The sequence below is a fragment of the Micromonospora sp. NPDC049171 genome (genome assembly GCF_040648275.1).
Lineage (GTDB): Bacteria > Actinomycetota > Actinomycetes > Mycobacteriales > Micromonosporaceae > Micromonospora.
In genome coordinates, this window is the sequence record NZ_JBEZDJ010000007.1 from 199842 (window position 1) to 220005 (window position 20164).

The 20164-nt window shown below is 72.9% G+C and carries 21 protein-coding genes; 8 read left to right on the plus strand and 13 right to left on the minus strand.

What is annotated here, in order from left to right; all coding sequences use genetic code 11:
* Positions 1-52: 52 nt before the first annotated feature.
* The 3 genes from AB0B14_RS11720 to AB0B14_RS11730 all read left to right on the plus strand — a co-directional run bounded on the left by AB0B14_RS11720 (position 53) and on the right by AB0B14_RS11730 (position 2152).
* The gene (locus AB0B14_RS11720) at positions 53-454 is read left to right on the plus strand and encodes a YciI family protein (RefSeq protein WP_357070037.1); all 402 of its coding nucleotides are present in this window, start codon (positions 53-55) and stop codon (positions 452-454) included.
* Positions 455-457: 3 nt separating this feature from the next.
* Positions 458-1732, plus strand: a complete 1275-nt coding sequence (locus AB0B14_RS11725) for a sigma-70 family RNA polymerase sigma factor (RefSeq protein ID WP_357522424.1) — start codon at positions 458-460, stop codon at positions 1730-1732.
* A 99-nt stretch (positions 1733-1831) separates the two neighbouring features.
* Positions 1832-2152, plus strand: coding sequence for a multidrug efflux SMR transporter (locus tag AB0B14_RS11730; RefSeq protein WP_357070039.1), 321 nt, complete (start codon positions 1832-1834; stop codon positions 2150-2152).
* 54 nt (positions 2153-2206) lie between these two features.
* Here AB0B14_RS11730 and AB0B14_RS11735 read toward each other — a convergent pair whose 3' ends face one another.
* Positions 2207-3571 carry a cellulase family glycosylhydrolase gene (locus tag AB0B14_RS11735; RefSeq protein WP_357522388.1) on the minus strand — a complete coding sequence of 455 codons (1365 nt, stop codon included), beginning with the start codon at positions 3569-3571 and terminating at the stop codon, positions 2207-2209.
* Positions 3572-3949: 378 nt separating this feature from the next.
* On the opposite strand from AB0B14_RS11735, the gene AB0B14_RS11740 reads away from it, so the two are divergent.
* Entirely contained in the window at positions 3950-4912 is a 963-nt protein-coding gene (locus AB0B14_RS11740; RefSeq protein ID WP_357070387.1) for a TIGR03557 family F420-dependent LLM class oxidoreductase, read from the plus strand.
* Positions 4909-5748, plus strand: a complete 840-nt coding sequence (locus tag AB0B14_RS11745) for an alpha/beta hydrolase (protein WP_357522389.1) — start codon at positions 4909-4911, stop codon at positions 5746-5748. The genes AB0B14_RS11740 and AB0B14_RS11745 overlap by 4 nt, the downstream gene beginning before the upstream one ends.
* A 149-nt stretch (positions 5749-5897) precedes the next feature.
* Here the strand turns inward: AB0B14_RS11745 and AB0B14_RS11750 are convergent, their stop codons facing one another.
* The 7 genes from AB0B14_RS11750 to AB0B14_RS11780 all read right to left on the minus strand — a co-directional run bounded on the left by AB0B14_RS11750 (position 5898) and on the right by AB0B14_RS11780 (position 12122).
* Positions 5898-6791, minus strand: a complete 894-nt coding sequence (locus AB0B14_RS11750; RefSeq protein WP_357070045.1) for a hypothetical protein — start codon at positions 6789-6791, stop codon at positions 5898-5900.
* Between the two features lie 31 nt (positions 6792-6822).
* A complete protein-coding gene (locus AB0B14_RS11755) occupies positions 6823-7644 on the minus strand; it encodes an endonuclease/exonuclease/phosphatase family protein (protein ID WP_357070047.1) in 822 nt (273 codons plus the stop codon).
* A 9-nt stretch (positions 7645-7653) separates the two neighbouring features.
* A complete protein-coding gene (locus tag AB0B14_RS11760) occupies positions 7654-9144 on the minus strand; it encodes a phosphatase PAP2 family protein (RefSeq protein ID WP_357070049.1) in 1491 nt (496 codons plus the stop codon).
* A gap of 71 nt (positions 9145-9215) precedes the next feature.
* Positions 9216-10217 (minus strand): YihY/virulence factor BrkB family protein, encoded by a 1002-nt coding sequence (locus tag AB0B14_RS11765; protein WP_357070051.1) that lies wholly within the window; start codon positions 10215-10217, stop codon positions 9216-9218.
* On the minus strand, positions 10210-11214 hold the full coding sequence (locus AB0B14_RS11770) for a diacylglycerol kinase family protein (RefSeq protein ID WP_357070054.1): 1005 nt from the start codon (positions 11212-11214) through the stop codon (positions 10210-10212). The genes AB0B14_RS11765 and AB0B14_RS11770 overlap by 8 nt, the downstream gene beginning before the upstream one ends.
* 93 nt (positions 11215-11307) lie before the next feature.
* A complete protein-coding gene (locus tag AB0B14_RS11775) occupies positions 11308-11886 on the minus strand; it encodes a Clp protease N-terminal domain-containing protein (RefSeq protein WP_357522425.1) in 579 nt (192 codons plus the stop codon).
* Positions 11886-12122, minus strand: a complete 237-nt coding sequence (locus AB0B14_RS11780; RefSeq protein ID WP_007457155.1) for an HTH domain-containing protein — start codon at positions 12120-12122, stop codon at positions 11886-11888. The genes AB0B14_RS11775 and AB0B14_RS11780 overlap by 1 nt, the downstream gene beginning before the upstream one ends.
* A gap of 150 nt (positions 12123-12272) precedes the next feature.
* On the opposite strand from AB0B14_RS11780, the gene AB0B14_RS11785 reads away from it, so the two are divergent.
* Genes AB0B14_RS11785 through AB0B14_RS11795 form a run of 3 tightly spaced genes read left to right on the plus strand, consistent with a single transcriptional unit; the run spans position 12273 to position 16443 of the window.
* The gene (locus AB0B14_RS11785; RefSeq protein WP_357070056.1) at positions 12273-13133 is read left to right on the plus strand and encodes a universal stress protein; all 861 of its coding nucleotides are present in this window, start codon (positions 12273-12275) and stop codon (positions 13131-13133) included.
* 60 nt (positions 13134-13193) lie between these two features.
* Positions 13194-15587, plus strand: coding sequence for a phosphoketolase family protein (locus tag AB0B14_RS11790; RefSeq protein WP_357522390.1), 2394 nt, complete (start codon positions 13194-13196; stop codon positions 15585-15587).
* Between the two features lie 10 nt (positions 15588-15597).
* Complete coding sequence (locus tag AB0B14_RS11795) at positions 15598-16443, plus strand: universal stress protein (RefSeq protein ID WP_357522391.1); 846 nt, start codon at positions 15598-15600, stop codon at positions 16441-16443.
* Positions 16444-16454: 11 nt separating this feature from the next.
* Here the strand turns inward: AB0B14_RS11795 and AB0B14_RS11800 are convergent, their stop codons facing one another.
* The 5 genes from AB0B14_RS11800 to AB0B14_RS11820 form a co-directional block, all read right to left on the minus strand.
* On the minus strand, positions 16455-17447 hold the full coding sequence (locus AB0B14_RS11800; protein ID WP_357522392.1) for an NAD-dependent epimerase/dehydratase family protein: 993 nt from the start codon (positions 17445-17447) through the stop codon (positions 16455-16457).
* Positions 17448-17522: 75 nt separating this feature from the next.
* Positions 17523-18182 (minus strand): TOPRIM nucleotidyl transferase/hydrolase domain-containing protein, encoded by a 660-nt coding sequence (locus AB0B14_RS11805; protein WP_357522393.1) that lies wholly within the window; start codon positions 18180-18182, stop codon positions 17523-17525.
* 115 nt (positions 18183-18297) lie between these two features.
* Positions 18298-19248: a sugar kinase gene (locus AB0B14_RS11810; RefSeq protein WP_357522394.1), complete on the minus strand. Its 951-nt coding sequence runs from the start codon at positions 19246-19248 to the stop codon at positions 18298-18300.
* A complete protein-coding gene (locus tag AB0B14_RS11815; protein WP_357522395.1) occupies positions 19241-19879 on the minus strand; it encodes a bifunctional 4-hydroxy-2-oxoglutarate aldolase/2-dehydro-3-deoxy-phosphogluconate aldolase in 639 nt (212 codons plus the stop codon). The genes AB0B14_RS11810 and AB0B14_RS11815 overlap by 8 nt, the downstream gene beginning before the upstream one ends.
* Positions 19876-20157, minus strand: coding sequence for a hypothetical protein (locus tag AB0B14_RS11820; RefSeq protein WP_357522396.1), 282 nt, complete (start codon positions 20155-20157; stop codon positions 19876-19878). The genes AB0B14_RS11815 and AB0B14_RS11820 overlap by 4 nt, the downstream gene beginning before the upstream one ends.
* Positions 20158-20164: the final 7 nt, after the last annotated feature.

Genomic DNA, 20164 nt, shown 5'->3' on the forward strand with positions numbered 1-20164 from the left:
CTACCTCAGGGTGAGAGCACCGACGACGGTGCGCGGGTGTGAGGAGCGAACCATGAAATACATGCTGCTGATGCAGTTCAGCGCCGCCGGGACCGACTTCCCGAGCATCGACACCTGGACCCAGGACGAGGTCCGGGCGCACATCGCCTTCATGGGCGAGGTCAACGACAAGCTCACCGCCGCCGGAGAGTGGGTCGACGCGCAGGGCCTCGGTGGTCCGCAGCAGGCCCGGATCGTCCGCGCCGGCGAGGGCGGTGCGCCGGTGGTCACCGAGGGGCCGTTCGCCGAGACGAAGGAGTTCCTGGCCGGCTTCTGGATCGTCGACTGCGACAGCCCGCAGCGGGCGGTGGAGTTGGCCGCGTACATCTCCACCGCACCCGGCCCCGGCGGCCGTCCGCTGAACATGCCCATCGAGGTGCACCCGGTGATGTCCGCCCCACCGCAGGAGCTGTGAGGGCTGACTACCGATCCCCGCGTCGAGGACCTGCTGCGCGAGCTGGCGCCGCAGGTCCTCGGCGTGCTCGCCCGCCGTTTCGGTGACTTCGCCACCGCCGAGGACGCCGTGCAGGAGGCCCTGCTGGCCGCCGCCACCCAGTGGCCGACCGAAGGGTTGCCGGCGAACCCGCGCGGCTGGCTGGTCCAGGTCGGTTACCGCCGAATGATCGAGCTGGTCCGCGGTGAGCAGGCCCGGCGGCGCCGGGAGGATCTGGTCACCCGCCGGAACCCCGACGACCGGCGGTACGCCCCGGCCGCGGACGAGGAGTTGACCGCCGAGCGGGACGACACCCTGGTCCTGCTGATGCTCTGCTGCCATCCGGCGCTCGCCCCGACGTCGGCCGTGGCGTTGACCCTGCGCGCCGTCGGCGGGCTGAACACCGCCGAGATCGCCCGCGCGTTCCTGGTGCCCGAGGCGACGATGGCGCAGCGGATCAGCCGGGCCAAGCAGCGCATCCGGGCATCCGGGTTGCCGTTCCGGATGCCCGAGGAGGCGGAGCGGGCCGAGCGGCTGGTCGCCGTCCGGCAGGTGCTCTATCTGATCTTCACGGAGGGGCACACCAGCACCGCCGGCCCGGACCTGCGCCGCATCGACCTTGCGGCGGAGGCGATCCGGCTGGCCCGTGCGTTGCACGCGCTGCTGCCCGAGGACAGCGAGACGGCGGGGCTGCTGGCGTTGATGCTGCTCACCGAGGCGCGCGGCCCGGCACGGACCGGGCCGTCCGGTGAGCTGATCTCCCTGGCCGACCAGGACCGCAGCCGCTGGGACGCGGCGGCGATCGCCGAGGGCGTCGCACTTGTCACCCGTGCGCTGCCGCGCGGGCCCATCGGCCCGTACCAGGTGCAGGCAGCCATCGCCGCCGTGCACGACGAGGCGCCGAGCACCGAGCAGACCGACTGGCCGCAGGTCCTGGCGCTCTACGAGGTGCTGGGGCTGCTCGTCGACAGCCCGGTGGTGGCGCTCAACCGGGCCGTGGCGACCGCCATGGTGCACGGACCGGCGGCCGGACTGGCCGCCCTCGACTCGCTGGCCGACGACCCCCGACTGGGCGGGCACCACCGGCTGCCCGCCGCCCGCGCCCACCTGCACGAGATGGCCGGCGACCGGGAGCGGGCGATCGTCGACTACCGGGCCGCCGCCGCCCACACGAGCAGCCTGCCCGAACAGCGCTATCTGACGATGCGGGCAGCCCGCCTCGCCGCCGAGCCCGTCGATCTCCGTGATGACCCGGTCTAACTGGCAATCTTGGACACTTTCCGTCAGCGCGGAACGGAAAGTGTCCAAGATCTACCCGGCCCGACGCGTTCATAGCTCATCGACGACCAGGGGGAACACATGGCGTACGTGCTGCTGGGGATCGCCATCCTCGCCGAGGTGCTGGCGACCAGCCTGATCAAGAGCACCGCCGGGTTCAGCCGTCTCTGGCCGACGCTGGGTTGCCTCGCCGGGTACGCGCTGGCGTTCCTCCTGTTGGCCCAGGCCGTGAAGGAGATACCGGTCGGTGTCGCGTACGCCCTCTGGTCCGGTCTGGGCACCGCGGCGATCGTGGCGATCGGCGCGGTGTTCCTGGGCGAGTCGGTCGGGCTGGTCAAGCTCGCCGGCATCGCTCTGATCATCGCGGGGGTGGTCATCGTGAACCTGACCGGGGAGCACTGACCGCAGCCGGGCGCGGTGGCCGGCCCCGGTGCGGGCCCGGCCACCTGGCGTCGGTCAGCCTGCCGTACAGCTCACCTCCGGTTTGGGGTTGCTGCCGGTCCAGCCGCCCAGGAATCCGAAGCTGACGCTGGCACCGGCGGCCAACCGGCCGTTGTAGTCCAGGTTGCGCGCGGTCACCGCCGCCCCGCTGCTGGTCAGGGCGGCGTTCCAGGACTGGGTGACGCTCTGACCGTTGGCGAGGGTCCAACGGGTGGTCCACCCGGTGACCGCCGCGCCGCCCGCGGTTACCCGTACCTCGCCCTGGAAACCGCCCTGCCACTGGTTGGTCACCGTGTAGGTCGCCGTGCAGCCACCCCCGGGCGGGGGCGTGGTCGGTGGCGGCGTGGTCGGAGGGGGCGTGGTGGGCGGGGGCGTCGTGGTCGGCGGCGGGGTGCCGCCGAAGACGCTGGCCTCCCGGGCGGTCTGCCGGATGCCGTTGGCGCCATTGAAGAGCCGCTGACCCCAGGTGGTCAGGTTGGCCGGGTTGAAGGTGGTGGCGAGGTCGAGATATTCCACGCCGCCGCCGTTGCCGCTCCACGACCAGCCCAGCCAGCCGATCCCGTTGGCCTGGCTGTAGGCGAGGATGGTGTCCTCGTCCGGGTCCCCGTCGGAGTGGTTGAAGCCGAACTCACCGACCACGATGGGCAGCCCCGCGGCGCGGAAACGACCCAGGTAGTCGCTGATCTCGGCGGCGGTGTCGAACACGCCGTACATGTGGATGGAGAAGACGGTGTTGCGGGCCGGGTCGGCGGCGAAGACCGACGCGGCGTTGTCCCGCATGGTGAAGGACCAGTCCTGACCCCAGTTCGGCGCGTCCACCATGATCGTGTGGGTGAACCCGCCGGCGCGGAGGCGTTTGATCGCGTTGGCGTTGTCGGTGGCCCAGGAGCCGTAGTTCTGGTTGCCGTACGGCTCGTTGCCGATGTTGACGATGACGTACCGTTCCTGGCCGACGAGAACGTCGGCGAGGCTGAGCCAGTAGTCGACGGCCCGGTCCAGGGTGATGGCCCCAGCCTGCTCGCCGTACCCGGTGGTGTCGTGTACCTCGAGCACGCAGATCAGCCGGTTGGCCTTGCAGACCGAGATGACGTTGGCGACGTCGGCGTTGGTGTTGCGGGTCCACCGGTCGCCGCTGGCGAGCACCACCCGCACGGTGTTCGCGCCGAGCGCCTTGACGTCGGCGAACGAGCTGGTCTGCTGCGGATACCAGGTGTGCGCGTGGTTGACGCCCCGCATGATGAATTCGGTGCCGTTGGCGTCGTACAACGTGCCGCCCGCGACGGAGAAACCAGCCGCGGCGTGCGCCGGCTGGCCGATCGCCAGGACGGCGACGAGCAACGCGAGCAGGGCCGCGCCGGCGGCGGTGAGTCGAGTCTTCATGGCCTTCCCTCAGGGGGGACCCCCGGTGCCCGACAGGGGTGGGACGTGACAGGGGGTTGCGGCTGCAGCCCGGCAGCCGCGCCCGACCCCCGGCGCGCACGCATCAGCGTAGGGCGATGGATTGGCCCTCGCAACCGGTTCAGTTGACACGCCCGAGCTCCGGACAGCCGCAACGGCCCGCGCGGACACGGGCCGTTGCGGGGCGGTCATCCCCACCACAAGGATGTGCGCCACCTCCGGCTCTTAACCGGTTAAGACCGACGGTAGGCAGGTCACCGTCATCCGTCAAGCAATGCCTTCCGCGAATCGGACGGGAGGGTTGACCCGGGCCGAACGGGGTATCCCGGGAACGATCAGTCGGTGAGAGGGGAAACCAGGATGGTCAGCGTCGGCTACACCCTGATGGGCGAACAGGCCGGTCCCAAACAGTTGGTCGACCACGCGGTCCGCGCCGAGGCCGCCGGCTTCGACCAGCTGGTGATGTCCGACCACTACTATCCCTGGCTGGACTCGCAGGGCCACTCCCCGTACGCCTGGTCGGTGCTCGGCGCGGTCGCCCATGCCACCTCCCGCGCCCAGTTGATGTCGTTCGTGACCTGCCCGATCCGCCGTTACCACCCGGCCGTGGTCGCGCAGAAGGCCAGCACCATCGGGGCGCTCTCGGACGGCCGGTTCACCCTCGGCCTGGGTGCCGGGGAGAACCTCAACGAACACGTGGTCGGTGGCTGGCCGCACGTGCAGCAGCGGCACGAGATGTTCGAGGAGGCGCTGCAGATCATCCGGCCGCTGCTCAACGGGGAGACGTTGACGTTCTCCGGCAATCACTTCGACGTGCCCGACGCGTACATCTGGGACCGCCCGCAACGGCCGGTGCCGATGGCCGTCGCCGCGTCCGGCCGGCAGTCCGCGACGCTGGCCGCCGAGTACGGCAACGGCATCATCTCCACCGAGCCCGACCGGCAGATCATCGAGATGTACGACGACGCCGGTGGCGCGGGCCAGCCCCGCTACGGGCAGGTGGCCATCTGCTACGGCCCCGACGAGGCGGAGTGCCGCAAGATCGTGCACGACCAGTTCCGCTGGTTCGGCATGGGTTGGAAGGTCAACGCCGACCTGCCCGGCCCGGAGTCCTTCGCCGCCGCCACCCAGTTCGTCCGGGAGGAGGACGTCGCCGAGGGCGTCCCCTGTGGCCCGGACGTCGACGCGCACGTCGAGGCGTTCCGCAGGTTCGTCGACGCCGGCTTCACCCACGTGGCGATCATCCAGGTCGGCGGGGAGAGCCAGCCGATGTTCCTGGACTGGGCGCAGGAGCAGTTGCTGCCCCGGCTGCGGGCGTTGTGAGGCCGAGGCCCGGCGGCCGCTTCGGCCCGGCGCAACTGCGGCTCGCCATGGCCGCGCCCCGGCCGGCCGCCGGGCTGACCAGCGAGTGGCGGCTCGTCGACGGGCTGCGCACCCACACCCGGCGCAGCACGGGCCCGCAGGTCGGGGCGCCGCCCGTGGTGCTGGTGCACGGCCTGGCCGTCTCGCACCGCTACCTCACCCCACTGGCCGTCGCGCTGTCCGCCACCCATCCGGTGTACGTGCCGGACCTGCCCGGCTTCGGGCTGACCGAACACCCCGTGGGCGCGTACGACGTCCGCGGGCACGCCGAACACCTGGCCGCCTGGCTGGCCGCGTACCGGCTGCCGCCGGTCTGCCTGCTCGGGCACTCGTTCGGTGCCGAGGTGGCCGCCTCGCTCGCCGCGAACCACCCGGACGCGGTACGCGCCCTGGTGCTGGCCGGGCCGACCAGCGACCCGGCCGCCCGGTCCCGCCGGGCCCAGTTCGGCAGGTGGCTGCTGGACACCCTGGGCGAGGCGCCGCTACAGGCGCCGGTGCTGGGCCGGGACATCTGGAACGCCCGGCCGTGGCGGGTCCTCGCGACGCTGTCGCACTCGGTACGCAACGCGATCGAGGCGGATCTGGTCCGGATCACCGCGCCGACCCTGATACTGGCCGGGGGGCGCGACCCGATCGCGCCGGCACGGTGGCGGGACCAGGTGACCCGGCTGGTGCCGGAGGCGGACCTCGTGGTCGTGCCGGGCGGCCCGCACAACGTGGCGACGACCCAACCGGTGGCGGTCGCCGCCGCGATCCGTCATCTGCTCGCTCCCCGATCCGCGCTCACGGACAGGTGATCATCATGCGCTTCGGTAACACGGAGATCCGCCCACTCGGCGGTGGCGTCGGCTGCCTCCTGATGATCCTCTTCTCGATCGTCGCCTCGGTGGTGCTCACCGTGCTCCTCAACCTGCTGCTCTGAGGCGTACTCGCCTCGACGGCACGGTCAGCGACGCAGGCCCAGGGTGTTGAGCACCTCCCGGGAGACCAGCCGGGCCGGGTCGAGCACCGCCCGGCGGGTCCACCGGGCCGCGGGCACGACGGTGGCCCGCCAGGTCGCCCGGACCCCGCGCGCCACCGGTACGACAGTCACCGACAGGACCCATCGGGCTCCCCGCAGCAGCGGGTGCACGCCGTGCCGCCACACCCAGCGCAGCCCCTGCCCGAGCGGGCGCAGCAGCAGGCGGTAGAGCAGCCGCAGCACCCGTCCGGCCACCCACCACGCACCGACCACCGCGGCGACGAGCAGCCGGCCGAACCCCACGACGACCCACCGGATCCCCCGGCCCAACCCGGCGAGCGCGGCGTTCACCGCCCCGGCGAGCGCGCTGACGCCACGCCACAGCAGCCGGCCGGCCGGGGCGAGCGCCACGCCCAGCCAGCGCAGCGGCCGCAGGACCAGGTGGGCGAGCCACACCAGCGGAGACCAGATCAGCGTGCGGGCCACCCACGCGAGGCCCCGCCCCAGCCAGAGCAGCGGAAGCCAGACGAGGGTTCGGGCCGCCCAGCGCACCGGAACCCAGAGCAGGGTGCGGGCGCACCACACCAGCGGGAGCCAGAGGAGTCGGTGCAGCGCCCAGGCCAGCGGGGACAGCAGCCAGCGGCGCAGGAACCGGCCGGCGGGGGTGAGCAGGCTTCGGTACACCAGCCGGCCGGCAGCCGCGATCAGCTCCCAGAGCAGGCGTACCGGCAGCACCACGACCAACGCCACACCCCGCGCGACGGCCGCGACGAGCGGGAGCGCGACGGCGGCCGGTTCTGCCGTGTTCGCGGCCGGAGTGGCCGGGTGCCCGCTCGGCGGGCCGGGCAGCGGCGCGCGGGCCGGCAGGGGGTCGGTCACGGTGGGCACGGTAGCCGGCCCGTGCCAGGTCTCAGGTGTCGGTCGCGGCCGGGCCGAGGTCGAGCGTGGTCAGCAGCGGATAGTGGTCCGAGGCGGTGTCCGCCGTCGCGCCCCGGATGACCCGGCACTCCCGCGTCCGCCGCGCCACCGCGTGGGTGCCGAGCAGGTAGTCCAGTCGCATCCCGGCGAACTCGGCCCCACCGAGGCGGGTGGGCACGGTCAGGCCCTCGGCCTCGGCCGCCGCGGCGTTGACCGACGGCCAGAGGTCGACCAGGTCGGCGTCGAGCAGCCGGGCGATCGCGCGGGTGTCCACGTCGCCACCGCCCCGGCGCAGGTGTCGCCGCCGGTAGCGGGTCGGCATCCCGGCCAGCCGCTCGGTGTGGTCCACGCCCGGGTCGAGCGAGTTGAGGTCACCGGTGACGACCGTCAACGGGCCCCGGGCCCGCCGCACCGCCCGGACCAGCCAGTCGGCCTCCATCCGCCGCCGCCCACCGGAGTACGGGTAGAGGTGGGTGCCGAGCACGGTGAGCGGGCCCGCGGTGGTCGCCACCACGACGCGGACGGCGGCGTGGTGGAACGGCCGGCGCAGCGTCCCCGCGTCGAGGACCTGGTACGGCGGCCGGACCAGCACCGCCACCGGCTGCCCGAGGCAGGACCGGGCCAGGTGCGGCGTCATCCCCACCCGACCCGCCACGGTGGCCATCAGCCCGTCGCGGTCGAAGCCGCGCAGCTCCTGGAGGGCCAGCACGTCCGGCGCCTGCTCGTCGACGACCCGGACCACCTGATCCAGCCGATCGGCGCCGCCGCGATCCCGACCGCCGGTGCGGATGTTCCAGGTCAGCACCCGCAACACGGCGGGCGCTCAGTCGGCTCGGCCGGCCCGCGCCAGCTCGTCGTCGAGGGTGTCCACGTCCTCCGACTCGATGGCCGGTTGGTTGCCTTCCCTCAGGTCGGCGTTCGGGCGGATGACGAGGTAGAGCAGCCCGATCCAGAGCGCGGAGAGCAGGATCGCGCCCATGAAGTCGGTCGGGTGGTGCATCCCCCGGTACATCCGGGAGGTGGCGACCCCGACCGGCATGACCACGGCCAGCGCCACGAAGAGCCACCGCCACCACCTGTCGGTACGCGGGAACACGATGACGGTGATCGCCAGCCAGACGCAGATGGTGGCCGCGATGTGCCCGGACGGGAACGACGAGGTGGGCATCTGCCCGTCGAGGTTCTCCACCGGCGGGCGCGGTCGGTCGACGGCGCGGGCCGAGGCGAGGAACAGGGTCAACTCACCCACCATCGCCAACGCCAGGAAGAGCACCGGACGCCAGCGCCGCCAGACCGCCAGCACCAGTGGGCAGAACACCAGCGAGATGATCAGGATCGCGTGGGTGTCGCCGAACTTGCTCCACCACCAGCTCACGTCGGTCAACACGTCCGTGTGCCGCTCGGCGAACCAGCGCGGCACCTCGGTGTCGAGAGTGTCGAAGAGGGTGCCCTTGGCGTGGTAGCTGACGTACGTGCCAAAGGCGTACAGCGCCCCGAACACGAGCACCCAGCCGACCAGCAGCTCGGCCAGCGCCGAGCGGGGGTGGGCCAGCACGTGCTCCTCGGCCGGGGCGGCGGCGATGTCGTGCCCGGCCTCCGGCTCCAGGCCCTCGCTCAGCGACGGCACCGGTCGCCCACGCTCACGACGCCACAGCCGGAAGGCGTACGCGGTGACGCCCAACCAGGCCGCGCCGAGCAGCCAGCCGGCCAGCACATCCGAGATGTAGTGCACGCCCAACGCGATCCGGGTCAGGCCGATCACCGCCACCAGCACGCTGAAGCCGACGATCGCGGGCTTGCGCCAGCGCGGCGCCATGGCCGGCAGGAACACCAGCAGCAGGGCCCCGTACGCGACGATCGAACCCAGCGCGTGTCCGCTCGGGAAGCTGTTGCCCGGTGCGCTGGCGATCGGCACGTCCACCACCGGACGGAGCCGACCAACAAGCGTCTTCAGCGACGGGTCGAGGATCAGACCACCGACTCCGGTGACGATGAGGTAGACGGCCAGCCGTGGCTGTTTGCGGATCAGCAGCCCGACCACGGCGACGGTGACCAACCAGATGTAGATCGGTCGGCCACCCAGGTCGGTCACCGCCTGCAGGACGGTGACCAGGGCGTGGTGCGGGGCGACGAGCCCGTTGAACCACTCGGCGACGGCGTGGTCGGCGTCCTGCAACGGGCTCCACCGCACCCGCACGAGCAGCAACAGCAGCCCGAAGGCCACCCCGGCGCCGGTGACGGCCGCCAGACCCGCGATGCTCCGCTCGGCGAAGTGACCGATCGGACGTCGCGCCATCTCCTTGACCGCGGTCACCCCGCACCTCCTTGTTCGGCTCTGGCGGGGCCGCTTTACCCGATCCGCGTTCGTCGTACACGCCGGTGCCGTTAGAGCGCCGACATGTCCCCGGTGTCGAGCAGCTCGACGCGGTCCGTGTCGGGCTCCCACAGGTCTGGTTGGGCCGGCTCCCGCACCCCGATGCGCAGCGCCTCCAGTTGGGCGGCGAAGGACAGCCCTCCGAAGAGCGCCATGCCGGTCAGGTTGGCCCAGAGCAGCAGCGCCATCATGCCGGTCAACGCGCCGTAGGTCTGCCCGAAACCGTCGCTGAAGCGCACGTACGCGGCGAGCAGCAGGCTGGCCAGCCACCACAGGACCGTGGCGATGCCGGCACCGAAGAACAACCAGGACAGGCCGGGCTGGTTGCGTCGTGGCGCGTGCCGGAACAGCACGGCGACGGCGAGGACGGTCAGCCCGAGGCTCAGGGGGAAGCGGACCACGTCCCAGATGCCGTTGGCGAACGCGCCCCACTCGTAGTGCTTGCGTACCGAGTCGCCCATCGCGCCACCACCGACCAGGATCAGGAAGCCGGCGAGCGCGGGCAGGCCGGCGGTGACGGCCAGCACCGCGGCGCGGAGGTACTTGCGCAGCGCGGGGCGGTCCCGTTCGACGCCGTAGATGCGGTTGGCCCCCCGTTCGATCTGGGCCATGGTGGTGGTCAGCGCGAACAGTCCGGTCAGCAGACCGAGGGTGAGTGCCAGTTCGCCCGCGTCCTCGACGCGTTCGCCCTCGCCCAGCAGCTCGCCGACCATCTGCGCGCTCTGGCCGGGGGTGAGCGCCAGGACGGTGTCGGCGACGACCTGACCGCCCTCCTCGACGCCCAGCTCGCTGATCAGGCCGGTGAGGGCGATCAGGAACGGCACCACGGCGAGGCAGAGTTGCAGGGCGAAGGCCCGGGAGTGGCTGAACCCGTCGCCGTAGCGGAACCGGATGAAGGCGTCCCGCAGCAGGTGCCAGGTGTTCTGCCGCCGCAGTGTGTGCCAGGCGTCGTCGGCGGACAGTTCCTCGTCGGCCATCAGCCGGGTCTCCGGCACGATCCGGGTGCTACTCACGGCGTGCTTCCTCGATCAGCTGCTCGCCCCGCTTCCCGGCGCTTCGCGCATCGTCGGCCAGGTCGGGGGCGTCCTCGGGTTGGGGGACGCAGAGCCAGAGCGCCTGGGGCCGGACTTCTGCCTCCAGTTGCCGGTCCGGGGAGATGAGGTCGCCGTCCAGCTGCCGGGGTTGAGCCCGGTTGCTGGTGATTACCACGCGTCGGGCCCGGAACACCTCCATCCGGGGCACCTGGCCGCTGCGGCGGATCACCGCCCAACCGAGCGCGAGCCAGTGCCGCAGGCTGCGCGGGGTGAGCACCGCGACGTCGAGCCAGCCGTCGTCCGGCTCGGCCTCGGTCAGCAGGGTGACGCCGCCCTGGAGTCGGCCCACGTTGGCGATCAGGACGGAGCGGGCCCGGCGGCGCAGCAGCGGGCGGTCGTCGATGCGGATCTGCACCCGCATCGGCCGGTCGCGCAGGTGCCGGGCGGCGCCCACCACGTACGCGGGCCAGCCGATGCGGGCCTTGGTGGTCTCGTTGGTGGCCTCGAGCATCTGGGCGTCGAAGCCCATGCCGGCCATGACTGTGAAGTATTTGTCCTCGACGGCGCCGACGTCGAGCAGTCGTCGGCCCCGCTCGACGGCGACCTGGAGCCCGGCGGCCAGGTCGGTGGAGAGGCCGAGGTTGGCGGCGAGCAGGTTGCCGGTGCCCTGCGGCAGCACGGCGAGGGCTACGTCGGTGCCGACAAGCCCGCTGACGCAGGACATCACGGTGCCGTCGCCGCCGCAGGCGAAGACCAGGTCGACGCCGGCCTTGACGGCCTGCTCGGTCTGACCGCGGCCCGGGTCGTCGACGGTGGTCTCGTACCACTGCGGCTCGGGCCAACCGGCTGCGGCGAGGGCGTCGTTCACGATTCGGCGCAGCTCGTCGAGATCGTCGACCTTCGTCGGGTTGACCACCACGGCGGAGCGCAGCCCACCGTCGCCACCCGAGGGCCGCCTGTCCTGTCCAGCATCCACGGCGTCAGTGTGCAGCACCGGGACGGCTTCAGCGACCCGGTGACCGGCCGGCGTCGGAAGTGCCACAGACAGGTTTCAACACGAGCCCACGCGTCAGGCCGCCGCCCGGAGCGCGGCCTCCACCCGGCGGCGCAGGTCGTCGAGGTCGATCCCCGATTCGGTGAGCACCAACGCGCCCAGCCCGTGGCCCTCCCGGAGCACCCCGAGCAGGATGTGCTCGGTGCCGATGTGCTTGTGGCGCAGGCGCAGCGCCTCGCGCAGGGACAACTCCAGCGCCTTCTTCGAGCGGGGCGAGAACGGCCCGCCGAGGTAGCGCTTTCGCCCCCACCGGCGGCGCGGTGCCGGCACGGCCTCCCGCAGCGCGTCCGGGCCGAAGGACTGCTCGATGCGGGCCACGATCGCGGCTAGGTCGATGCCGATCTCCCGCAGGGCCGCCGCGTCCGCGTCGCCGAGGCCGGCCCCGCCGCCCACGGTGTGCTGGCGGACGCGCTCGCGAAGGTCGTCGGCGCGTACGCCGGCGTCGGCGAGCACCCGGCTGGCCAGGCCCGCGTCGTCGTCGAGCAGGGCGAGCAGCAGGTGCTCGGTGCCGACCGGCCGTTGGCCCTCGGCCCGCGCCTCCTCCAGCGACCGTCGCACCACGTCGCGCGCCCGGTCGGTGAACCGTTCGAACATCACGCCTCCCAGGATGAGTTGACCGCCGGTCGTCCGGCGTGCTTCTTGTGCACCGCCTGCCGGCTGACCTCGAGCGCGTCGGCGATCTCCTGCCAGGACCAGCCCTGTCGACGGGCGTTGTCCACCTGGACCACCTCGAGCCGCTCGAGCAGCCGGCGCAGCGCGCGGACGGCGCGCAGCCCGACCCGGGGGTCGGTGCTGCCGGCTGCCGCCGCGAGTTCTGTCGCCTGACTCATGCCGTCAACATACGTTGACAGCACCACTCGCGTCAACCCCAGTTGACGTCTCCGGGAGTGCCGGAACCGGCCCATCACCGTGTCGCCCCGGCTACCCTCGGTCAGGGACAGCTTGGTCAGGCCGGGCGTGACGCCCGGGAGGTGATATCGATGGCCGCACCCGCCGACGCAGCGGTGCTGGTCGGCCTCGGCTCGATCCTCGACCTTCCGGTCGTCGAACAGGCCGCACAGGAAGCCGCCGGGCACGGTCGGCCACTGCACCTGCTGCACATGTTCGACTGGCAGGCGGCCTTCGCCGCGGACAGCGTCGCCGCGCCCCGCGACCGGGCCGAGGAGCTGCTCACCCGAGCCGCCCAACTCGCCCACCAGGTCGAGCCCGAGCTGACTGTGGGCAGCGAGATCATCGAGAGCGGCATGCTCGCCACCCTCATCCGCCGGTCGGAGACGGCCTTCCTGCTGGCCGTCGGCGACAGCGGCATGGCCGGCAGCGGCCAGTGCGTCCCGGCCGAGACGCCCGCCGTGCAGTTGGCCGCGCGGGCCGGTTGCCCCCTGCTGGTGGTCCGCCACGAGCCACCACCGCAGGGGCCGGTGCTGGTCGGGGTGGACGGCTCACCCAGCTCACACCTCGCCCTGCGGTGGGCCGTGGAGTGCGCGGCCCGCCGGGACGCCCGGCTGCTCGCGCTGCGGGTGGTGGAGCAGGACGAGGACGCCGACGCGGTCACCGAGCAACTCGTCGAGGCGGTGGCCCAGCACACCGGCCGCAACGGCTCGGTGCCCACCGAATGCCGGGTCGTTCGCGGCGACCCCGGTCAGGTCCTGATCGACACGTCCCGCACGTCGCAGGTGGCGCTTGTCGCCGCCCGCGGCGACGAACCGGGGCGAGCGATGCTGGGCGCGGTCGCCCAGTCCCTGCTCTACCACTCCCCCGCACCGGTGGTCGTCGTCCGTGGCCTGGCCGAGGCGCCGCTGACCGGGCCGGTCACCCCGACGGCACGGGACCAACGGCCCTGATCCCTGGCGTTCGCGGCGGCGAAGCCGCACGCCCCACTCCTACCCGCGAGAGGCAGCCTGATGGACACCGCTCTCGACGTGCACCGCGCCCTCACCGACGACGAGCTACGCCGGCTGGACGCCTACTGGCGCGCCGCGAACTACCTCACCGTCGGGCAGATCTACCTGTTGGGCAACCCGCTGCTGCGGGAGCCGCTGACCCGCGACGACATCAAGCCCCGGCTGCTCGGGCACTGGGGCACCAGCCCCGGGCTCAACCTCGTCTACGCCCACCTCAACCGGGTGATTGTGGCGCGTGACCTCAACGCCATGCTGGTCACCGGCCCCGGGCACGGCGGCCCGGCCATCGTGGCCAACACCTGGCTGGAGGGCACCTGGTCGGAGCGCTACCACGACGTGGCACGCGACGAGGCCGGGATGGCCAAGCTGTTCCGCCAGTTCTCCTTCCCCGGTGGCATCCCCAGCCACGTCGCGTCGGACGTGCCGGGCTCGATCCACGAGGGCGGCGAGCTGGGGTACGCGTTGAGCCACGCCTACGGCGCCGCGTTCGACGACCCGGATCTCGTGGTGGCCTGCGTGGTCGGCGACGGTGAGGCGGAGACCGGACCACTGGCCGGCAGTTGGCTCTCCAACGTGTTCCTCAACCCCGCACGCGACGGCGCGGTGCTGCCCATCCTGCACCTCAACGGCTACAAGATCGCCAACCCGACGGTGCTGTCCCGGATCCCCGAGACCGACCTGCTCGACCTCATGCGCGGTTCGGGCTACCAGCCGTACGAGGTGGCCGGCGACGACCCCGCCGTGGTGCACCGCACGCTCGCCGCGACGATGGACCGCGCGCTGGACGAGATCGCCGAGATCCAGCGGCGGGCCCGTTCCGGAGGCGCCGCCGAGCGCCGCCGCTGGCCGATGATCATCCTGCGGACGCCGAAGGGCTGGACCGGCCCGAGCGAGGTCGACGGCGTCCAGGTGGAGGGCACGTACCGCGCCCATCAGGTGCCACTGTCGGGGGTACGCGACAACCCGGCGCACCTGGCCGAGCTGGAGCGGTGGCTGCGCAGCTACCGGCCCGAGGAGCTGTTCGACGCCACCGGCGCGCCGGTGGACGAGCTGCGGGCGTTGCCGCCGCACGGGGACCGGCGGATGAGCGCCAACCCGGTCACCAACGGTGGTGTGGTGCTGCGCGACCTGGCCCTGCCCGACTTTCGCGACTACGGCGTGGACGTCCCCGAACCGGGCAAGCCGATGGCCGGTGCGACAGGGGTGCTCGGCCCGTGGCTCCGCGACGTCATCAGCGCCAACCCGGAGACGTTCCGACTGTTCGGCCCGGACGAGGTCGCCTCCAACCGGCTGGGCGCCGCGTTCGAGGTGACCGGGCGGGCGTGGGTGGCGGCCACCGTCGCCGGCGACGACCACCTCTCCCCCGACGGCCGGGTCATGGAGGTGCTCTCCGAGCACCTGTGCCAGGGTTGGCTGGAGGGCTACCTCCTCACCGGCCGGCATGGCGTCTTCACCAGCTACGAGGCGTTCATCCACATCGTCGACTCGATGCTCAACCAGCACGCCAAGTGGCTGAAGGTGACCCGGGCCATCCCCTGGCGGCAACCGATCGCCTCGCTGAACTACCTGCTGTCCAGCCACGTCTGGCGTCAGGACCACAACGGCTTCTCCCACCAGGACCCGGGCTTCATCGACCACGTGGTCAACAAGAAGGCCGAGGTGGTACGGGTCTACCTGCCGCCGGACGCCAACACCCTGCTCGCCACCATGGACCACTGCCTGCGCAGCCGGCACTACATCAACGTGGTGGTCGCCGGTAAGCAGTCGGCACCGAGTTGGCTGACGATGCCCGAGGCGATCCAGCACACCCGGCGTGGCCTGGGCATCTGGGAGTGGGCCAGCAACGACGAGGGCACCGAGCCGGACGTGGTGCTCGCCTGCTGCGGCGACGTGCCCACCCTGGAGACGTTGGCCGCCGTCGAGCTGCTCCGCCAGAACCTCCCCGAGTTGAAGGTGCGCCTGGTCAACGTGGTCGACCTGATGCGCCTGCAGACGGACACCGAGCACCCGCACGGCCTGACCGACAACGAGTTCGACACCATCTTCACGGCGGACCGGCCGGTCATCTTCGCGTACCACGGTTATCCCTGGTTGATCCACCGACTCACCTACCGCCGCAGCAACCATGACAACCTGCACGTACGCGGTTACAAGGAGGAAGGGACCACCACCACCCCGTTCGACATGGTGATGCTCAACGACCTGGACCGTTTCCACCTGGTCATCGACGTCATCGACCGAGTGCCCGGCCTGGGGGCCCGCGCCGCGCACCTGCGCCAGCGGATGGTCGACGCCCGGCAGGCCGCCCGCGACTACACCCGCCGGTACGGCGAGGACGATCCCGCGGTCGCCGAGTGGCGCTGGGTCCGTGCGACCGACCCGACGAACCCCTGAGGAGGACGACGTGCGCGACGCGGAGATCCTGGTCGGCTTCGACGGCTCCACCGACGCCTCGGTGGCGGTGGACTGGGCGCTGGAGGAGGCACGGCACAGCGGCCGACCGGTGCGACTGGCGTACGTCTTCGAATGGCTGACCGTGGCCGGCTGGGTCGGTCCGGGCCTGGCGCCCGGGGTCTGGCCGGACGAGACCGTCCGCCGGCAGGTCGAGGACCTGGTGCGCAAGGCCGCGGCGAACGCCGCCGCCACCCACCCCGAGCTGCGGATCACCGGCGAGGTGTACGACGGGCCACCCGCGCTGGTGTTGCAGGAACGCTCGGCCGAGGCCGGGATGCTGGTGCTCGGCAGCCGAGGCCACGGCGGTTTCGGGGGGCTGCTGGCCGGGTCCACGGCCGTGTCGGTCGCCGCGCACGCGCACTGCCCGGTCGTGGTGGTCCGCGACGGCACGGCCGGCCGACCGGACGGCCCGGTGGCGGTCGGGGTGGACGGTTCGGCGCCGTCGCTGGTGGCGCTCGGTTTCGCCGCCGAACGGGCGGCACGGCGGCAAATGCCGCTGCGCGTGCTGCACGCCTGGACACCGGGCCCCGGTGGGGCGGCCGGGGTGCCCGACGAGCGGGCCGCCGTGGAGCAGGCACTGGAACCGTGGCGACGGACGTTTCCCGAGCTGAGCGTCACCGTCGACGTGATCCCGGGCAGCCCGGCGGCGATGCTGATCGAGGCGAGCCGGGCCGCGCAGGCGGTGGTGGTGGGCAGCCGAGGTCGGGGCGGACTGGCCGGGATGCTGCTCGGCTCGGTCAGCCAGCAGGTGATCCAGCACGCCAGCTGTCCGGTCGCGGTGGTCCGGGAACGCTGAGGGCGCGGGGATCAGCCGCTGAGCACGGCGGCCTCCCGTTCCGGGGCGAGACCGATCGAGCCGCGGTCCGGCCGCCCGGCGCGCGGCGGGACCGTGCCCACCTCGCGGAGCCACCGCCAGGTGTCCGCGACGGTCTCGGCCACCGGCCGGGAGGTCAGCCCGGCGGCGAAGACGCGGCTGACGTCCCGCTCCAGCAACCCCCGGTACGGGTGACCGACCGGCAGCCAGATCGGTAGGTCGCTCCACGGCTGCACACCGGCGGCGAGGATCGGCGCCGGATCGGTCCAGCACAGCCGGGCGTCGGCACCGGTGACTGCCACACACGCGTCGAGCAGCTCGCCCATCGTGGTCTGCGCCCGCCGACCGATCGCGTTGAACGTGCCGCCCACCCGCCGGGCGCCCGCGTCCAGCATCCAGCCCGCCAGGTCACGGACGTCGACGTACTGCACCGGCAGGTCCGCCGGCCCGGGGGCGAGCACGTCGCCGCCCCGCTCGACACGCCGCAACCACCAGGGCAGCCGACCGATGTCCTCCCCCGGGCCAAGGATCAGCCCGGCCCGGGCGACCAGCGCCCGCTGCCCGAAGACCTCCCGCACGGCACGCTCCGCACCGGACTTGAGCTGCGGGTAGTCGCCGTCGACGGAGTCCGGGTCGGCGTCCACCACCGGGGAGTCCTCGTCCAGCCCGGCAGCGGCCGGGTCGGCGTAGACCGACCCGCTGGACACGTACACGTAGTGGCCGACCGCGTCGACCAACGCGCGCGCGGCGTCCCCGGCGGCGCGCGGCGCGCCGTCCCAGGTGTCCACCAGCAGGTCCCACTCGCCGCCGGCCAACGCCGCCAGGCCGTCCGGCGCGCTGCGGTCACCCCGCAACCGGTGTACGCCCGGAGGCACCGTCCCGTGCAGCCCCCGGTTGAAGACGGTCACCGACCAGCCACGGCGGACCGCCTCGGTGACCGTCGCACCGCCCACGAAACCCGTACCGCCGAGCACCAACAATCTCATCCGCCCACCCTGCCGGTGCGGGCCGGCGATCGACAGCCCTGTTCACCGGTAGCAGATCTGCCGGTGGCAGAACCGTCAGCCGAGCAACCGATCCAGTGGTCGGGGGATGGCGCCCGGGTCGACGGCGCGGACGAGCGCACGAGCGTACCGGGCCTTGCGACCGCTCATCGTGCCCAGGAAACGGCGCAGTTGCCGCTCGATCGTCCGCCCGCGCTGCGCGGGCTGCCTCTGGAAGATCCGGAACCTGGCCAGATCCCGCTCGGCATCGATGACCCGCTCGACACCAGCGCTGCCCAGCGCGCGGATCAACTCGTCCTCCAGGTCGGTCACGCACACACCGAAACCGAGCGCCTCCATCGCCGACCGGTCCAGGGCGGCACCGAGGCCCGCCTGCTCCAGGCCACGGCGGAAGAAGCCCTCCTCGGCCTCGTCGCACAGCCCCCGTACCGTGATGGCGAGGCCCTGCGGTCCGAACAGCCGCAGGTACCGGCCGACGCTCATCGCGCCGCCGAGCGGCACCACGCAGACACCCTCACCGGCGAGATCACGGTGCCGTCGTTCCGCCAGGGCCTCCACCGCGTGCTGGTCGCTGACCCCCTCGACGAGGACGACCATACGCAGACCGGCCGCCGACTCCCGGGCCGCGGCTGCGGCCGTCGCGGCGGCGGGACCGCCGGCCGCCCAGAGGTGTACGGCGGCTCGGAAGCGGTCCGGCTCGGGCACGGGCACGGGCACGGGACCGAGTCTCGCAACGGTTGGTCCACCCCCGCCACCGAATTCACGACGGTCGGCCAAAGATGTCGAACGTCCTCGAGGTCGGTCTGCGGTTGCGGGAGCAGTCCGCACCGAGTCACCGCACCACATCCGGGCCGGTGAGCAGGCCGAGCTCCGCGCGCGTCGGCAGACCCTCCCAGTCACCCGTGGTGGACACCGCGAACGCCCCGCAGACAGCGCCGCGGGCCAACCGGCCCGCCGGGGGCAGCTCGTCCAGCAGACCCGACAGGTAGCCCGCGACGAATCCGTCGCCCGCCCCGACGACGTCCACGGCCGTCACCGCGACGGCCGGCACCCGTGCGACGTCGCCGCCGGCCAGCACGAGGGCGCCCGCCGCACCGAGCTTCAGCACGACCTCCTCAGGGCCGAGCTCGGCCAGGCCGCGGGCCAGCTGGACCGCGTCCACCGGCTCTGGCCGATCGAGCACGAGGGCGGCCTCCTCGGCCCCGGCGAACACTGTCGCAGACCCCGCGACCAGTCGACGCAGCACCGGCCGAGCCTCGACCTCGGACCACAGGCGACGCCGGTAGTTGACGTCGAAGGTGATCCGGGTGCGGGCCCGGCGGGCCGCCGCCACGATGGCCTCGACCGCGGCGCGTGGTTGTTCCCCGAGCGCCGGGGTGATTCCCGTCAGGTGCAGCACGCGCGCCGTCGGCAGCACGTCGGCGGGAACGTCGTGCGGCCCCACCGCCGCCCCGGCACCGCCCGTGCGGTAATAGGCCACAGCCGCCCGGTCCGCGGTACGGCGGTGACGGACCAGCAGACCGGTGGGCCGGTCCGCGTCGCGAGCGACCGCGTCGACAGCGACGTCTTCGGCGCGCAGCGCGGCCAGGATCATGTCACCGAAGGCGTCCGAACCCAGACGCCCGATCCACCGCGCCGAGTGGCCGAGCCGCCGGACCCCGATCGCGACCGTCGACTCCGCCCCGGCGAACGACAGCTGCGCCGCGGCGCCGGGGCGTGGCGGGCCGACGGCCGTGGCGCGCACGACCGCCATGGCCTCGCCCAACGTGACCAGATCAGGCATCGGCCGGCTCCGGGCGCAGCGTCCGTACCAGGGTCTCGGCTCGGCCGGCGAGCGCGGCGAGGTCGCCACCGTCGACCGCGTCGCCGACGAGCGGCCCGCCGATACCGACCGCCCGGGCCCCCGCCCGCAGATAGGCGACGCTCTCGGCGGCGGAAATGCCCCCGGTCGGCACGAGCGGGATGTCCGGCAGCGGCGCACGCACCGCCCGCAGATAGCCGACACCGCCGACCGTCCCGATCGGAAACACCTTCACGAGCGCCGCGCCGGCCCGGACGGCAGCGAGGATCTCTGTCGGGCTCAGCGCGCCGCACACGACCGGAACACCGGCGTGGACGCCAGCCGCGATCACATCGGGCACCACAGCCGGCGTGACCAGGTACCGGGCGCCGGCATCCACGGCCGCCCGGGCCTGCGCGGCATCCAGCACGGTGCCGGCCCCGACGACGAGCCCCGGCGTCCTGGCGGCACCCGCGATGGCGCGCAGCCCGCCGGGCGTCGTCAGGGCCACCTCGACCGCCGTGACCCCGGCCTCGGCCAGGACATCGAGCACCGCCGGGACGTAGCGGACCGACCGCGCGCGGACGATCGCGATCGCCGGACACCGGGCCAGCGCACCGGGCAGCGCGCTCACCACACCACCGTGGGCGGTACCGAAACCGGCGCGACCGACCGCACCCGAAGCGGCCCGTCCTCGACCGACGCCACCGAATCGACGGACTTTCGTGCGGTCACCGTCCACAGCGGAGCACAGAAACCGACCGCCAGGGCGGACCGCTCGAGCCACGGCCCAATGCGCAGGTCGCGGTCGCCCGACCAGTCGAGGACGCCGCGCTCCTCCTCAGCCGCCGCTCCCATCCGCGGATGCGCGTCGAGCGGCGGATCAGGTTCCGTAGCGGTAATCGTGGACACTCAAGGA

Bases quoted from the DNA above. Each gene is read 5' to 3' on its own strand.
- AB0B14_RS11735 (WP_357522388.1), bottom strand. From the start codon at position 3,571: ATGAAGACTCGACTCACCGCCGCCGGCGCGGCCCTGCTCGCGTTGCTC.
- AB0B14_RS11740 (WP_357070387.1), top strand. From the start codon at position 3,950: ATGGTCAGCGTCGGCTACACCCTGATGGGCGAACAGGCCGGTCCCAAA.
- AB0B14_RS11730 (WP_357070039.1), top strand. From the start codon at position 1,832: ATGGCGTACGTGCTGCTGGGGATCGCCATCCTCGCCGAGGTGCTGGCG.
- AB0B14_RS11810 (WP_357522394.1), bottom strand. From the start codon at position 19,248: ATGCCTGATCTGGTCACGTTGGGCGAGGCCATGGCGGTCGTGCGCGCC.
- AB0B14_RS11775 (WP_357522425.1), bottom strand. From the start codon at position 11,886: ATGTTCGAACGGTTCACCGACCGGGCGCGCGACGTGGTGCGACGGTCG.
- AB0B14_RS11785 (WP_357070056.1), top strand. From the start codon at position 12,273: ATGGCCGCACCCGCCGACGCAGCGGTGCTGGTCGGCCTCGGCTCGATC.
- AB0B14_RS11800 (WP_357522392.1), bottom strand. From the start codon at position 17,447: ATGAGATTGTTGGTGCTCGGCGGTACGGGTTTCGTGGGCGGTGCGACG.
- AB0B14_RS11780 (WP_007457155.1), bottom strand. From the start codon at position 12,122: ATGAGTCAGGCGACAGAACTCGCGGCGGCAGCCGGCAGCACCGACCCC.
- AB0B14_RS11790 (WP_357522390.1), top strand. From the start codon at position 13,194: ATGGACACCGCTCTCGACGTGCACCGCGCCCTCACCGACGACGAGCTA.
- AB0B14_RS11720 (WP_357070037.1), top strand. From the start codon at position 53: ATGAAATACATGCTGCTGATGCAGTTCAGCGCCGCCGGGACCGACTTC.